General features: G+C 50.3%; 9 protein-coding genes. 8 read left to right on the top strand and 1 reads right to left on the bottom strand.

Translation table 11 applies throughout. The annotated features are described in order from the left end of the window. The first annotated feature begins 247 nt into the window (after nt 1-247). The 6 genes from KJS63_RS15640 (at nt 248) to KJS63_RS15615 (ending at nt 10,687) form a co-directional block, all read left to right on the top strand. Nucleotides 248-1,099, top strand: coding sequence for a manganese catalase (locus KJS63_RS15640; RefSeq protein WP_213619940.1), 852 nt, complete (start codon nt 248-250; stop codon nt 1,097-1,099). 576 nt (nt 1,100-1,675) lie between these two features. Next, nucleotides 1,676-6,157: an S-layer homology domain-containing protein gene (locus tag KJS63_RS15635; protein ID WP_213619939.1), complete on the top strand. Its 4,482-nt coding sequence runs from the start codon at nt 1,676-1,678 to the stop codon at nt 6,155-6,157. A 250-nt stretch (nt 6,158-6,407) separates the two neighbouring features. Next, nucleotides 6,408-7,595 carry an MFS transporter gene (locus KJS63_RS15630; RefSeq protein WP_213619938.1) on the top strand — a complete coding sequence of 396 codons (1,188 nt, stop codon included), beginning with the start codon at nt 6,408-6,410 and terminating at the stop codon, nt 7,593-7,595. A 325-nt stretch (nt 7,596-7,920) separates the two neighbouring features. After that, a complete protein-coding gene (locus tag KJS63_RS15625; protein ID WP_213619937.1) occupies nt 7,921-8,604 on the top strand; it encodes an IseA DL-endopeptidase inhibitor family protein in 684 nt (227 codons plus the stop codon). Between the two features lie 75 nt (nt 8,605-8,679). Next, nucleotides 8,680-9,633, top strand: a complete 954-nt coding sequence (locus tag KJS63_RS15620; protein ID WP_213619936.1) for an AraC family transcriptional regulator — start codon at nt 8,680-8,682, stop codon at nt 9,631-9,633. A 154-nt stretch (nt 9,634-9,787) separates the two neighbouring features. Further along, complete coding sequence (locus KJS63_RS15615) at nt 9,788-10,687, top strand: SDR family oxidoreductase (RefSeq protein ID WP_213620085.1); 900 nt, start codon at nt 9,788-9,790, stop codon at nt 10,685-10,687. 290 nt (nt 10,688-10,977) lie between these two features. Here KJS63_RS15615 and KJS63_RS15610 read toward each other — a convergent pair whose 3' ends face one another. Beyond that, entirely contained in the window at nt 10,978-12,420 is a 1,443-nt protein-coding gene (locus KJS63_RS15610; RefSeq protein ID WP_213619935.1) for a DHA2 family efflux MFS transporter permease subunit, read from the bottom strand. Between the two features lie 276 nt (nt 12,421-12,696). On the opposite strand from KJS63_RS15610, the gene KJS63_RS15605 reads away from it, so the two are divergent. Next, complete coding sequence (locus KJS63_RS15605; RefSeq protein WP_213619934.1) at nt 12,697-13,593, top strand: TetR/AcrR family transcriptional regulator; 897 nt, start codon at nt 12,697-12,699, stop codon at nt 13,591-13,593. 589 nt (nt 13,594-14,182) lie between these two features. Further along, nucleotides 14,183-16,402, top strand: a complete 2,220-nt coding sequence (locus tag KJS63_RS15600) for a sensor domain-containing protein (protein ID WP_213619933.1) — start codon at nt 14,183-14,185, stop codon at nt 16,400-16,402. The last annotated feature ends 90 nt before the right edge of the window (nt 16,403-16,492 follow it).

Raw genomic sequence — 16,492 nt, 5'->3', positions numbered from 1 at the left:
GCTGGAGTTATCCGGCGGCGGGTTGTTTGTGCTGAGGAATTTCTGTCGTGAGAGGGAGAAGGGACCGCTCTGTAGTCAACTTCCCTGGGCTGAAGGTTTTTTTGGTGGAATATGATCACTCCACTGGGGGGTCCAGTTACCCAACACAGCTTGTTCATCGGGAGCTGTGTTGTTTGAATAAACGCAGGCAGGGTAAAAGATACTCGGACAAACAAACAACCACGCACCCGAAGGAGGAAGTTATTATATGTTTTTTCATGTCAAAGAACTTCAATTTCGTGCAAAACCTGAAAGACCCGATCCTGCATACGCAAGAAAGCTTCAGGAAGTGTTAGGTGGACAGTTTGGCGAAATGTCTGTAATGATGCAGTATCTGTTCCAGGGCTTCAACTGCCGGGCGGAACGCAAGTACCGCGACATGCTGCTTGATATCGGAACCGAGGAGATCGGTCACGTTGAAATGCTGTGTACGATGATCTCCCAGCTGCTTGAGGGTGCGCCTGCTGACCAGGTGGACGAGATGGCGAAGGACCCGCTGATCGCGGCAGCGCTAGGCGGCATGAATCCCCAGCATACGATTGTATCCGGCTTGGGCGCAGCGCCAACGGACAGCAACGGGTTCCCATGGAACAGCCGTTATATTGTATCCAGCGGCAACCTGCTGGCGGATTTCCGGGCGAATCTGAATGCCGAATCTCAAGGCCTGCTGCAGGTTGTAAGATTGTACGAGCAGACGACAGACCCTGGTGTAAGGGACATGCTGTCTTTCATGATTGCGCGTGATATTATGCACCAGAATCAGTGGCTGGCGGCGATTGAAGAGATTGAGCAATTGGACGGGCCGATCGCTCCGGCATCCTTCCCGCGTGATCTCGTGGCCCAGGAAGCTACCCGTCAATTCCTCAATTTCTCCGAAGGGGAAGAGAGCCGAGAAGGCCGCTGGGCGAGCGGTCCGATGCCGGACGGTACGGGCAACTTCGAATATGTTGTGAAACCGCAGGCCCAGGGCGGCGTTCCTGATCTGAAGCCTGCTGCTGACCATCAGCATTCCACACCTGGAACCGGGCCTTATGTGGTGAACGCGGGGCTTTCAAAGTAATAGACTGAAAGTATCAGAATTCGCGGCCTTAATGTTTGCGATCCGGCTGTTCTACGAGATGATTCAGCATAAGCGGAGTGTACAAGAGGCATATAGTATAGCCAGAGAAATGGATGAGGAAATGGCCGTGTATCGGATCTACCAGCGTTCTTGCATCAATAGATTTTGCTGGCAGAGCCTTTCCCTGTATGGGAAGGGCTCTTTCTCTTGAAGATCAGTCTGAAGATGGGCGGGGCTGTGGCCGGATGATAGAGTCTTCCCCCTTCCATTGCCTTGTTCACATGGATGAACAAACAGTTTGTCGACGTAACAGATCCCTTCCTCCAACAAGGCTTTTACTGAACCCACGATTACATGATCCCTGACCACTGACCAGTTTAAGAACCGCCTGATGCTCAAACTGGTGCCTGAGTTCATCGGAGGTTTGAACCAGCGGTTCCATCCGGTTGTTCCGGTTCAGCTCAGGGCACAGAGAAAATTATCGAATGATGTCGAAAATTGTATTTTATTTCGATTTTAGCGTGTATAATTCTAGAGCAGTATCATACATAACCTGAGAGGGATGGGAAATCAACAATGTACCGAAGGTTCAAAAAGTTAAATGCACTTCTTATTCTGGCCTTAGTGGCCTCGGCTTTTTCATTTGATACTCAGCATGCGGGCGCCGCATCTATAGTTCCATGGAAAAGCGTCGTTCACGTTGGGGATACGGTGAGCTTCAGCGGCAGAAATTGGATCGTTCTGGATCCGGATGCCGGATATCTCCTTGCTTCTGATCTGGATTCCGGGGGGCCGCGTTCATTTGATTCCAGCAATAAACAACTCTTTGATCCGGGAAATAGCGAGAACCTTGCATACTGGCTCAACAGGGATTTTTATAACAGCCTATCTGACCGTTTATGGATTCAGAACTACGGCTGGAAAGCGGGCAATGAGCAGGATGAGTCGGGGAGAATTGTAAATGCGAACGTGGGTCTTCTCAGCTATTTCGAATTAAGATACTACCGGCCATATTTGTCCGTCCCACCCGATAGGTACTGGTTGATTACTCCTCATAAAAATAATCAATTTTATGTTTGGTTTGCTAATAACAGCCTATCCTCCGCGATCGGGGCTAACAGGTCTTATGGGGTCCGGCCGGCGGTTCATCTGAAATCTGCGCTGTCCGTCTCTTCGGGCTCGGGCACATCCGTTGATCCGTTTGTGATCATCAACCAGATCCCGGAAATCGAATTGTCAGATTCGAACGGGAGACACATCCTCTCTTCTGGGAATGGAAACGAGACTTTTACCCTAACAGGAAAAGCCGCAGATAAAGACGGGGGTGACGTAACCGTCAGGGCAACCCTCGGTGGTGTCACCAAGACGGCAACAGTGACCGGGGCGCCTACTGCGCTTCCGGGAGCGGATAATTTCACGTTAACGTGGAACGCTGCGGCTGACCATCCCGCAAATGGGACATTTAACAATCTATCCGTTACGGTTGATGATGGAAACGGCGGAACCAGCTCCGCTTCTTATGGTGGAACTCTTACAGTCGATACGATAGGACCAAATGAGCCAGCATTCCAGTTCAGTTCGCCTGCTGGTTACAGTTCTGGAGCCGCAACCAAGGAGGATGTTGTCTTTACCGTTCAGGATGGGGCTGATGCGGGAACCGGACCATTCAAGTCGCAGTACCGGACACGGTTGAACGGTGGCGGCTGGAGTGACTGGGCCGATTATAGTGCCGCAATTCCTGTTTCACAGGAAGGCAGGACGGATGTTGAGGCTGTGACGTATGACAAGGCAGGAAATGTGTCTACGGCAGCTCCGGCTCAAGTGCTAATTGACCGGACTTCTCCGTCGGCACCGGGCATTAACTTTACTTCGCCGGCGGATTATTCATCCGGCAAAGTATCCTATCAGAACGTGACGTTCACCATTTCAGATGGTACGGATACGGGCTCAGGAATACTGAAGTCGCAGTACCGGACCAGTGGTGATCATGGTGCTACTTGGAGCCTTTGGACAGACTATTTGACCCCTGTATCCATCACGCAGGCTGGAGCTACGGAAGTGGAAGCCAGAACCGTTGATAAGGCGGGGAATGAGTCGGACTCTGCAGCGGCTCAGGCTCAGATTGTTAAGGCGGCTCCTTCAGCTTCGAACGTTGAAGTGACGGGCACACCGGTGGAGGGTCAGACGCTGACCGGCAGTTACAGCTATGGCGATATGAATGGAGATGCGGAGAGCGGAACTACTTACCAGTGGTACCGTTCAGATGATGCGGCGCTCACGGTGAAGCATATGCCGATCGCCGGTGCGGTGAGCCAGGCTTACGTGCTGCAAGCCGGTGATATCGGCAAATACATCTCGTTTGAAGTAACCCCGCGCAGTGCGGAAGAGCCGATGGTGGGCACACCTGTAGAGAGTGCTGCCACGGCCAAGATTGGCGCGGCTCCGGCAGCACCGGCCGCCTCGGATGTCTTGGTGGCGGGGAGTCCGGTGCAGGGTCAGACCTTGACCGGAAGTTATGCCTACGCTGATGTGAACGGGGACACCGAGAGCGGCAGCACGTTCCAGTGGTACCGCTCGGACGATCCGGCCTTGACGTTGAACCATACCGCTATTGCAGGAGCAACTGGCCGTAATTATGTGCTGCAAGCCGAGGATATTGGCAAGTATATCTCGTTCCAGGTCACACCGCGGACGGAGACGGCGCCAACGACCGGTACTGCTGCTGAAAGTGCGGCAACGGCCAAGATTGAACAGGCACCGGCTGCACCTGTGGCAGCTGGAGTAATGGTTACCGGCAGCGCGGTACAGGGTCAGACCTTAACCGGAACATATACTTATGCGGATGCTAACGGCGACAGCGAGACCGGCAGCACGTATCAGTGGTACCGTTCAGATGATTCAGGTCTGACGAAAAACCATACCGCGATTGCGGGTGCTGATCAAACCGCATATATCTTACAAGCAGACGATATCGGGAAGTATATTTCTTTTGAAGTAACTCCCCGCAGTTCAGTTGAGCCTAAGGTTGGACAGGCTGTAGAAAGTCCGGCGACATCCGTCATCTTAGCTGGGCCATCCGCACCGATGGCTTCAGGCATTACAGTAACGGGTACACCAGCGGAAGGCCAGACGCTGACCGGCAGCTACATCTACTCCGATGTGAACGGGGATGCGGAGAGCGGCAGCACGTACCAGTGGTACCGTTCTGATGATTCGGCGCTGAAGGTGAATCACAAGGCGGTCGATGGTGCGGTGAGCCGGACGTATGTCCTGCAAGCCGGTGATGTTGGCAAGTATATATCGTTCCAGGTCATACCACGAACGGAGACAGCGCCAACCACGGGTACGACGGTTGAAAGTGCTGCTACCGGCAAGATCGGTGCCGCACCGGCCGCCCCTGGCGTCTCGGGGGTATCAGTAGCGGGCAGCACCGTGCAGGGACAGACCTTGACGGGCAGCTACATCTACTTTGATGTGAACGGGGATGCCGAGAGCGGCAGTGCGTACCAGTGGTACCGATCGGATGATTCTGCCCTGAAGGTGAACCATACCGCGATTCCTGGTGCGGCAGGCCGTATTTATGTCCTGCAAGCGGAAGATGTCGGCAAATATATCTCGTTCCAGGTCACACCGCATACGGAGACGGCGCCAGCTACAGGCGAAGCGGTTGAAAGTGCGGCTACCGCCAAGATTGAAGCGGCGCCAGTGGTTCAGCCCCCTGGTCAAGATCAGAGTGGGTCCTCGGGCTCTTCGGATTCCGTTCTCACACCACCGGCCGTACCTGGCAAAGAGTACATCCCAATTGATGTGCAGATTACCGGGATCAGCGGAACGCTGGTATCCACCCTCGTGGTAGAACGGACCTTGAATGCGGATGGAACCAAGAAGGACGTTATGAATCTTACCGCGGATCAGGTGAGGCCGGCTGTAAATGGTACATCTGCAGCAGGGACATCATCGGTTACCGTATTCATTCCGGATACTAAGGATGAAGTCGCGGAGACGAATGTAACGCTGCCCAAGGATGTGGTTAAGCTATTGGATGATGCTCATATCGGTCTGAACATTCTGACCGCCAATGCCGGTCTGCAGATCCCGGCTCAATCCCTGCAGGGCTTCACCGGTGATCTGGTCTTGGACCTTAAAACGGTCAAAACAGAGGATGCGAAATTGGCTATTCTCGGACGGATCAGCAAGGACCCTGGTGTTACCAAATCTGCTGGAGGCAAGGAGATTAAAGTGGTAGGGCGGCCGATGATGATCGACACCAATCTTCACGGCCGGGATGTGACCTTGACGCTGCCTTTGCGGGAAAGTGGTCTGAGTCAGGCGCAGTTGGATCACCTGGCGGTATTTATTGAACACAGTGACGGACAAAAAGAGCTCGTAAAAGGCACGCAGGTTCCTTTGGTCAATAATGGAGGCATGGGTTACCAATTCGCTGTGAAGAAGTTCAGCACATTTACGATGATTTATGCGGATGGTCTGACGGTAGCCAACCCGCAGCCTGCTTATATCACAGGTTATACGGATGGGACCTTTAAGCCGGAAGCGCACATCACGCGCTCGGAGATCGCTGAGATTCTATCACGGGTGATCACCAGGGACAGCCAGGGGGAAGAGGCAGTCTACCGGGATGTGAAGCCAGGAAGCTGGGCTTATACCGCGATCTCTAAAGTCACCACTATGGGACTGATGCACGGATATACGGACGGAACCTTCGGCCCCGAACGCCCGTTGACCCGTGCCGAGATGGCGAAGATCGTATCGGCCCTGCTTACCGGCGGGACAGGAAGCGGTCATGGATTCTCGGATACGGCAGGCAACTGGGCGGAAGCGGAGATTCGCAAGGTACAGGGCGCTGGTATCATTAACGGATACAAGGATGGAACGTTCCGGCCTAACTCACCGCTCACACGGGCGGAGGCTGTCGTAATCATGAACAAGGTACTGCACTGGAGTCCAGTGAACGGACCGGCTGCTTCCCACTGGAAGGACGTTCCGGACAGCTACTGGGCGCTTCATGACATTGCAGCCGCCGCAGGCAGCTCCCTGTAAAGTGATGAATCAGACAAATACCAAACCGTAATAAATACACCGGCGCTCTTCATTTTAGAAGGGCGCCGGTTTGCTATGTGGCCTGCATTTATAAGGGCAAGGCACTATTTTCACATTAAAGCATTACCGCGATGTGCTTTACGGTAATTTGACACAGCAGGTAAACTATATAAATGTGCCCGTATCCATAAGATTTGCTTACGGGTTGTTTGCAGCGTTTAACCGATTTTGCAGCAAAGGAGTTGATTTTGTGGCGTCATCCATCTCTATTCCCCGTCTCGTGTCGTCCAAATACCGGCTGGTGATTCTGCTGCTTGTCGTGATTGTATCGGGTGCAAGCCAGGGGCTGCTTCTGCCGCTGCTTTCCATCCTGCTGGAGCGTCACGGCGTGTCATCGGATCTCAACGGTATGAATGCGGCCGCTTTATATATCGGAATTTTCTGTACGATGTTTTTTGTGGAGAAACCGGTGGTCCGGTTCGGTTATAAAAAAGTAATTGTAACAGGGCTTATTCTGGTGACCGGCTGCTCCCTGCTGTTCCCGGTAAATTCTTCGCTGTACCTGTGGTTTGTGCTGAGGCTGCTCGTCGGCGTGGGGGACAGCTCGCTGCACTTCGCCACCCAGCAGTGGATTCTCAGCAGCAGTCCAGCGGATAAGCGGGGACGCTTCTTCTCCCTGTACGGGATGGCCTATGGGATTGGCTTTAGCATCGGCCCGCTGGGCATTAATCTGCTTCCTTTCGGGGAAGCGGCACCGTTCTTGATCTCGGGAGGATTATACGCGGTCATTCTCCTGCTGATGCTCCGGATTCCGAATGAGATGCCGGAGCAAGCCAGCCCGGGCGAGAATGCGGAGAACCGCTTCGTCCGCTCTTACAAGCTGGCATGGTTCGCGCTGATCCCGCCGCTGCTGTATGGTGTCATGGAGGCTTCGATGAACAGCAGCTTCCCGCTTTACGGGCTCCGAATTGCGCTCGGCAAGGAATGGATCTCCCTGCTGCTGCTGACTTTTGGGCTGGGCAGCATTATCCTGCAGCTTCCTCTAGGGGTCTGGAGTGACCGGATTGGCCGGAAAAAGGTGCTGATGATCTGTGGATTCACGGGAGCCGCTTTGTTCCTGCTCATCCCGGCCGCAGGAGCCTTTATTCCGCTGCTGTTCCTTTTGTTCGCCCTGGCGGGCGGTGTGGTAGGTTCGTTCTACTCGCTAGGCATGTCTTACGCCGCCGACATTGTACCGAAGACCATTCTGCCTGCGGCGGGTGTTATTGCCTCGGTTCACTACAGCGTCGGAAGTGTGCTTGGCCCCGTATTTGGCGGGTATGGAATTCAGTATGTGTCGATTCACAGCTTGTTTTATTTCCTGGGTGCGGTGTTCCTGGTGTTCGCGTTGATTGGTTTTGGGTTCAAGCGGGAACCGAAGGAAGATGTGGGAACCTGACAAGTCGGCTTGTAAATTGGCGGGTTATATGCAAGTACAAAATATTGGCGGGCTGGGTGCCAAGTACAAAATAATAGGAGGGGCTGCCTATGACTGGCAGCCCCCTTTTGCTGATACGCCCCGGGCCATCGCTATTCCCCTCCGTTTCCCGGTTCATATTAATAAGGCGAAATAGGGTCAGGGGTGTGACACTATCAATTCGCCTATTTCAGTATGCTGCTCCCGAGCAGGAATCTACCTTCACATCCCGAACTAATTACAAGCCGAGTGAATCTATATTCAGGGCGAAGAAACATACATAGAGTAAGAAGGGATATGGAGCATCATGAGAAAAGCTGTATTGTTGTTTGTTATTGCAGCAGTTATTTTAACAGCCTGTAGCTCAGGTCAAAAGCAGGGAGCAGGAACGGACAGCAGGTCACAAGAAAGTGTCCGTATGACAGTACCTCGAAGTACAACTGGAAATGATCTATCAGAAGGAGAAGGAGAAGCAAAACCAGACCAAAAGGCACCTCAAATTGAGAAGCTGAGAGCTTCAGATATACTCCAAATTCGAAGAAAAGCAGAAAAACTCCGCAATGATATATTTGTGTCCAGCTCCGCATGGGACTGTAACAAGAATAATGAACCGAAAATCGCTGTCCCTTCAGCTGAGAATGGTCAATTCGATATTATGTATATGTGCACACCTTATGACACCAAGGAGAAGATATTGAACTATCTATCGAAGGCTGTAACGAAGCGGTATGCGGAGACTATGATTCGTGATCATATCGAGAGTGGATTAATGGCCGAAGTGAATGGAAAGATGGGAGTAGCTCCATTCGAAGGGGTGGATACCCTGAATTGGGATAAATCAAAAGTGGTTGAACTTCATACTGAGGACAATCAGGCTGAAGCGGTTATTCAGGTCTGGGACGAAGCAGACCAAGTGTACGATAGATATAGAGCCACCTATCTTTACGAAGAAGGCTGGAAAGAGAATTCTCTCGAATCTGCCAGTTCATAGGGTATCCTATGGTTGTAGCTAAGGGAGTACGATACAAGCTGGAAATAAACATAGCAAGGAGATGTATATGAGTGTATGAGCATGCAGGAGACGCATTCGCTTCCAACGGAGTCCCGAAACAAAAAAGGTCTTGAAACAGAAACGGCCCGATTGGCTCGTCTGATCGATACCTACACCCCTCATGACGGAATTTTTCGACAGCGCATTCCCGACTTGACGCTTGTGCGCTTCTCTACAACAAGTACCGACTCAAGAACGTTCTACACGCCCTCATTTGGCATTGTGGCACAGGGGGCGATCTCCTTTACAGTCGGGCAGGAAGTCTACGTATTCGCCAAGCCACGCATCTTCATGCTCCCCGTTGCCCTTCCCCTCACGTTACGGATTCTGCAAGGCAGTCCTTCCGAGCCTTTTCTCAAGGCAGGATTGAATCTCGATCCGAAGAGAATCGGCGAGCTGGCCTTGAAGATGTTTCCTCGGGGGCTGCCGCCCATTCGGCAACGCAGCGCAGGTTATGGGTTTGAAGCCGATCTGGACTTCGTAAGTGCAATGATCAGATTGATAAATTGTCTAGGGAATCCCGACGATGCCGAGTGGCTCGCGCCGCTTGCGATGGAGGAGCTGTTGATCCGGCTGCTGCGCAGCCCAATTGGGGTTTACGTTGCGGAGATGGGCTTCGCCGACTCGGGGGTGCAGCGCGTGTCCAGGGCCATCGAATGGCTGCGCTGCAACTTCGCGGAAGCCATAAAGGTCGAAGATCTGGCCGGACTGGTCCATATGAGCGTATCGAGGTTCCGCGAGCATTTCAAAGCCGTTACAGCGATGAGCCCGCTGCAGTACCAAAAGACGCTGCGCCTTCAGGAAGCGAGACGTTTGATGGCCGTGAGCCACCTGGATGCGGCGGCCTCCTGTCAGCTGGTCGGGTACGCCAGCGCTTCCCAATTCAGCCGGGACTACAGCCGCTTCTTCGGCAGCCCGCCCGGCCGAGACATCGCCCGCCTGCGTCAACAGGAACCGTTCGAGGCATGACTCGAATCGGCTAATCACCCGCTCTTCCCCCGCAGCCGCAGGCTGGGGGTATTTCTTATTCCGGCGAAACAGGCAAGAAGTCGGGCGAAACAGGCAACTTGTCAGACGGCGGGGACCCTATAATGGGGGTATCCACATGAAGGAGGAATTGAAGATGCGAGTTTTTGTTACAGGTGCAACAGGTTTCATTGGAAAGGCGGTGGTCCGCGAGCTGCTTGATGCCGGACATCAGGTGCTGGGCCTCGCCCGCTCGGACCAATCTGCCGCCGCATTGACGACGGCCGGAGCCCAGGTTCATCGCGGCGCGCTCGATGATCTCGACAGCCTGCGTGAAGGCGCAGCTGCTGCGGACGGCGTGATTCATCTGGCCTTCGTCCATGATTTCTCAGACTATGCCGGCGGGATCGCGACAGATTTGCAAGCCGTTAAGGCCATAGGTGCCGAGCTCGAGGGGACCGGCAAGCCGTTCGTGATCACCTCTGGAACCGCGGCGCTCTCCTTCGCGCTCCCGTCCGGTCAGGTCGGGACGGAGCAGGATACGGTCACCGATAACGAACCTCGGGGCGCCGCAGAGAACGTGGCGCTTGCACTGGCTGGACGCGGAGTACGGTCCTCGATCGTTCGCCTCTCCGCTTGCGTGCACAACGAGGCGTTGGCCGGGTTCGCCACGTTCCTCATTGGCCTTGCCCGCGAGAAGGGCGTTTCTGCCTACGTCGGAGACGGGTCGATTCATTGGCCGGCCGTCCACCGCCTCGATGCGGCGCGGCTGTTCCGCTTAGCACTGGAGTCCGCCCCGGCGGGATCGATCCTCCATGGGGTCGGCGAAGAGGGGGTGCCGCTACGCGACATCGCGGAGGTCATCGGCCGCCGCTTGAACGTGCCGACGGTCAGTATTTCCCGCGAGGAGGCAGACGCCCACTTCGGTTTCCTCGGCCCCTTCATAACGACCGACAACAGGTCCTCCAACGCACTGACTCGGGAACGTGTAGGCTGGGAGCCCACACATCCTGGACTCATCGCGGATCTGGAGCAAGGTCAGCACTTCAGCCAGTAAACGGAGCTTTGGAGCGGGGAAGAATCGCCAGCTAACCAATTACCATGAATCATTAAAAAAGCAGCACGCTGTGAAGTTCCCCTCGTTAAGTAGACAGATATAATAAGAGCACTAAATAACCTTAGTTCGGTACTCCACCGAACTAAGGTTATTTCTTTCCGAAATCTTCCTTCCATAACCCATTTCTCACGTGGACGTGTCGCTTGGAACTCGCGGTTCAGCAAGTTTTCTGAAATGATGTATGCCTTCTCTTAGAGCCAAAATAAGGCTTGGCAGTGCGCAGCCCCGTTTTAACTATCAGAAGAAGAACTGCCTGCGTCTTGTGTATCTTCTTTCTGTGATATTTTCATCGGTTTAATAAAGAATGACAATGCTAAAGTAAAGAATGCTAAAACGGTGGAGAATGTAAAGGCAACTGAGACCCCATGAATCATTGGATTGGGAAGTTGTTGCTGAACCGCAGCCGTTGTATTGTTCGTCATAACCGTAACCAGCAAGGCTGCTCCAACAGAAGCAGCCACTTGCGTCAACGTGTTACTCATTGCGGTTCCATGTGGAATCAAATGGTCAGGTAGTTGGTTTAATCCGGCTGTCATGACTGGCATCATCATAAGAGAAATTCCAAACATTCGTATGGCGTAAATCACCATCATATAGATGTATGGCGTTGAAGCGGTCATATTACTGAACAAGAACGTCGTACCTACTAAGATAACCGAACCGATAAGAGCCAATGGTCGTGCTCCTATCTTATCAAAGATTCTCCCGGTAATCGGCGACATAACCCCCATCACAATCGCACCAGGTAACAGCAGCAGACCCGATTCCAGAGGTGTAAAGCCTCTTGCTGTTTGTACATAAAGCGGAAGAAAAAGCTCTACGCCGATCATCGTCACCATAACGACCATACCGATGAATAAGGTCAATAAGAAGGTCCAGTTTTTTAGCACCCTGAACTCAAGCATCGGTTTTTCAACAGCCAGTTGCCGCCAAACAAACAAGCCAATTGCGACCGTACCGACAATCAAAGCAATGACCACTTCTGAACTGTTCCAGGTATGATTACCTGCGCTGCTGAAGCCGTACAACAATCCTCCAAATCCAAGGGATGACAAAATAATGGACATGATATCAATTTTCGGATGGGTCACTTTCGTAACATTTTCAAGCATAAACGAAGCAAAAATGATGATAAGTACAGCAATTGGGAGAATCATATAAAAGAGTGCCCGCCATGAAAAGTTGCCAACAACCCAACCGGAAAGTGTTGGTCCAATTGCAGGAGCAAAAGCCATCACCAGCCCAACCATACCCATTGCTGATCCACGTTGCTTAACTGGAAAAATCATTAAAAAGATCGTTTGCATTAACGGGAGCATGAGCCCGTCACTTACCGCCTGTAGAATTCTGCCGAATATTAAAACAGGAAAGTTTGGTGCAACAGCAGCCAGCAATGTCCCCAACGCAAACAGGCACATGGCCGTAATAAATAGTCTTCTTGTCGAAAATTTTTCTATTAGAAAAGCTGAAACCGGAATCAACACCCCGGTGACAAGCATGAACCCGGTCGTTAACCACTGAGCTGTATTAGCGGAAATGGATAGATCCTTCATGATTTGTGGCAGAGCAGTATTGAGTAACGTCTGATTTAACATGGTAACAAATGCACCTGCAAGCATAACGACCACAAGTACATTCCGCTTAAACGTTGGAAGAGACAGTTCTTTCTCCATGTTGGTTTCCTCCTATGATCTTCTTGTATTGTTCAGGGTGCCAAGTAAATAAGCATTCAAAATGAATAAATATCAACAAACTTCTTTCTATACTTACTGCGCAAATAATAAACCCCTCTCTGCATATACATTGAGTATAAAAATGTACTTTGAGTTCACTGGGTCTATATTATACTTGAATGTGAAAAAAATCAATCACCAAATATACTTATGGTATATATTTGAACAGAGAGTATGTGGTGTATAATGTTAACAGAAAGGATGATAATGGTGCAGGTGAAAAAATCCGATATATTAATTACGGCTCTTCGTCTTTTTATTGAACAAGGTTATCATGCCACATCAATCCAGGACATTCTTGACCAGACAAATATTTCAAGAGGAACTTTTTATAAACACTTTCAAACCAAAGGAGAACTATTTAGGGATGTACTTGTCTATTCCGAAGAAAAAATGTATGTGGATCGTGATCAACTTTTAGTCGGACAGGATGAAACGAACAAAGATATCTTTATTCGTCAGTTAGAAGTTATGATGAACTATCGCATAGAAAAAAAAGTCGATGCATTGCTCATGGATGCTTTAGTTTCCAATGATAATGAAATTATTGCTTTCTTAAAACAGATTAGGCAACAATGGGCCTATTGGTTCTTCACAAGGATGAAGCAGATTTATCCGGAATACCTGGATTATATTGCGGATGCTACAATTTTTTTAACGGGGATTCTGCATAATGCCAATGAAATAAATAATGTTCAAATCCAACCCAAACCCATGATTGATATTTGCAATTATTGTTTTAATCTAGTCGATGAAGTACTTCCATTACTCAAACATAAGCGTATACGGCTTTTTAATATTGAAGATTTTGAACAGTCTTTACTTAGCATAGGACAAGTGGATTTCCCTTATAATGACCTCATGTTAAGTACTGGGAATTTAAAAAAATTGATTGAGAAACTTCCTGCGAATAACGATAATAAGCAGCACGCTCTTGATTTGTTACAATTTGTGCAGAATGAAGCAATGTCTGAGAATCCGCGGAAAGCCGTAATCTCAAGTTGCTTGAAATCTTTAATGAATATAAAAAGTATTATGAATACTGACGAATTGGTAATTTATATGAATACAATAAAAAAGCTAGGGTTTTATCCTGCAGACTTGAATCCGTAATGAGATAGAGGCCGATTTTCAAAAATGGGGTCAAAACGAAGCCTGGACGGAGTGGCCAGGCTTTTTTTGTTGTTGCACACGGAATCGCACTTGTACATAGGGAGGATGAATGTACTTGGGGAGCTACTCGAATTTGAAACCGGTGGATCATTATGTATATCTGCAAATACGAAGGAGCTTTATGAATGCATGAATAAGCTGTTGGAAGTGACAGTCTATTTTCCAAAGCAGAGTAATGAATACTTTATTTTCACCGAACATTACGCGCATGGGTATCATCCCTAAGGTGAAGGTCCCTATACGATAGATCCAAATTTTATGGATGAAAAGTGAGTGCTCCCTTACCGATATATCATCTATATAAACTGAACTTTAGAATTAACTGAACTGAGCGGAGAGGCCGAGTGATTCTGGAGAAGCGGAGCGTCCGCCTTTGTCACCGAAATGCCCCTACTTTGATATCTAATTCAAGCATTTCGGAGACAACAGCGGCCTTAAAGAACACTCGGCATCGCAGCGCCCCTTAAGGGTAACCTTCATAAGTTCATTTTATCTAGAGACTTATTTGCAGCAGGGAGAGGACAGCAGCGTGAAAATACTAGATAAATTGCTTCATAATAAGGGTGTTTTGATTCTAATTATTCTCATTATTATGGGATCATCCGTAGATATCCTGTTTGACCCGATCAACAAGACGATAGATGTTGTTCTGCCTACGTCTGTGCTGGCCGTTACGATTTATGTGATTTTCTCCATCTGGAGGGAGATGGGCCGGACCAAGAAAGAGCTGACGGTGAATAGCCAGAAGCTCTCAGACATTTTTGAAACCCTGGACGTGGCCATCTGGTCCCACGATTTGGAGACAGATACCTTGCTGATTACTCCGGGAATCGAGCGTTTGTACGGGTACCCGCTAGAGGCTTTTTACCAAGATAAAGATCATTGGAAAAAGGTAATTGTACTCGAGGATATGCCGATCATATCGGATCGGGTTCAGCGGATTGCTAATGGAGAGACCGTGACGAGCATATATCGGATTGTGCGGCCGGACGGGGAAGTCCGCTGGATTCAGGACCGCGGAATCCCGAAGATGGGGCCGAGAGGAAATATGGTGAGCTTCTCAAGCGTTATTTTCGATATCACGGACCGGAAAGAAAGTGAAGACCGCTATCAGAGTTTGGTTGAAATGTCACCGAATCTTATTGCAGTGATCAGCCGCGGACGAATTGATTATATTAACAAAGCTGGCTGCAGCCTGGTTGGAGAGAACTGCCCTTCGGGATTAATCGGCCAGCCGATTGAGAAGATATTCCCGGCAATGGTTCTGGAGGAGATTAGAACGATTGAACAGAAGAGGGTGCACAATTATGAAAGCCTCAAAACGGTAGAGTTCGAGGTTAACCGGATGGATGGGAAGAGCATTCATGTGGAAATGTCGGCCAGACCGATCCATTTCGAGGGCAGGTTTGCAGTTCAGGTTATGGGAAGTGATATTACCCTGCGTAAAGAGTCGGAGAAGATGGTTGAATTCATGGCTTATTACGATGCTTTAACAGAGCTTCCCAACCGGTATAAACTCAGGGAGCATCTGAATACGATTCTGGGTCAGGCACAGAACCGGATGGTGGCTGTTCTGTTCCTTGACCTGGACCGGTTCAAGATCATTAACGACACGAAGGGGCATATGGTCGGTGATTTGCTGCTGCAGAAGGTAGCCAAGCGGCTCGAGCAAGCGGTCCAAGGAGACGGAATGGTCTCCCGGCAGGGTGGCGATGAGTTCATTATTTTGCTGGAGGATACGGACAAGAGTAAAGCAAGTGCGGTTGCCAAGCGGCTGCTGGATGCCTTAGCGAGTCCGATCATCGTGGATCATGAGGAATACTTTGTTACCGCAAGTATAGGGATCAGCATTTATCCAACAGATGGTGTGGATGAGGAGACCTTGATCAAACATGCGGATACCGCCATGTACCTTGCCAAGGAGCGCGGCAAGAACAACTATCAGTTCTATTCATCCGATTTAATCGGCTTGTCGAGCCGCAAGATGGAGCTGGAGAATGCACTCCGCCGGGCGCTGGAGCAGGATGAAATGATCATTCACTACCAGCCTCAAGTGGAGCTGGCTACAGGGCAGCCGATTGGGATGGAGGCCCTTCTACGCTGGAAGCATCCCCGGTACGGGATCATCTCTCCGCTGGAGTTCATCCCGCTGGCTGAGGAGACCGGGCTTATTGTGCCCTTAGGTCAATGGGTGATGCGTACAGCAGTTCTTCAGAACAAGGCGTGGCAGGATGCGGGCCTTCTACCGCTGCCGGTTGCCGTCAATATATCGGTCAGACAAATGGAGAATGAGCACTTTGTCGATTCGGTATGTGATGTGCTGACCGAGACAGGCCTCAATCCAAAATATCTGGAGCTTGAGATTACAGAGAGCATTGTGCAGAATATAGAAAAATCGACCCTTATTCTGAGATTATTAAGAGTTCTCGGAGTTCGGCTCTCGATCGACGATTTCGGAATGGGTTATTCCTCGCTCAGTGTGCTGAAGCATCTGCCGATTGACCGCATCAAGATCGATAAGTCTTTTGTGGACGATATTATTTACCACTCTAATCAAGGCGCCATTGTCAAAACGATTATTGATATGGGGATTAATCTTCACTTTACGGTGATTGCCGAGGGGATTGAGAAGCAGGAGCAGGAGAACTTCCTGATCCGAAATGGCTGCAGAATTGGTCAGGGGTACTATTACAGCCCACCTTTGTCGGTGGAATACATGGAGGAATTTCTCCGGAAAAACACTCCATAACCAGCTCTCCGTTCTGGATTTATGTTATTGAAATTTTAGAAGGCTCCTTGTATGATGGGAAGCATACACCTTATGTTATTTGAATATGAC

It is taken from the genome of Paenibacillus sp. J22TS3, assembly GCF_018403205.1.
GTDB classification, from domain to species: Bacteria; Bacillota; Bacilli; order Paenibacillales; family Paenibacillaceae; genus Fontibacillus; species Fontibacillus tuaregi.
Note: the sequence above shows the minus strand (reverse complement) of the source record. Positions and strands in the feature narration are given on the sequence as shown.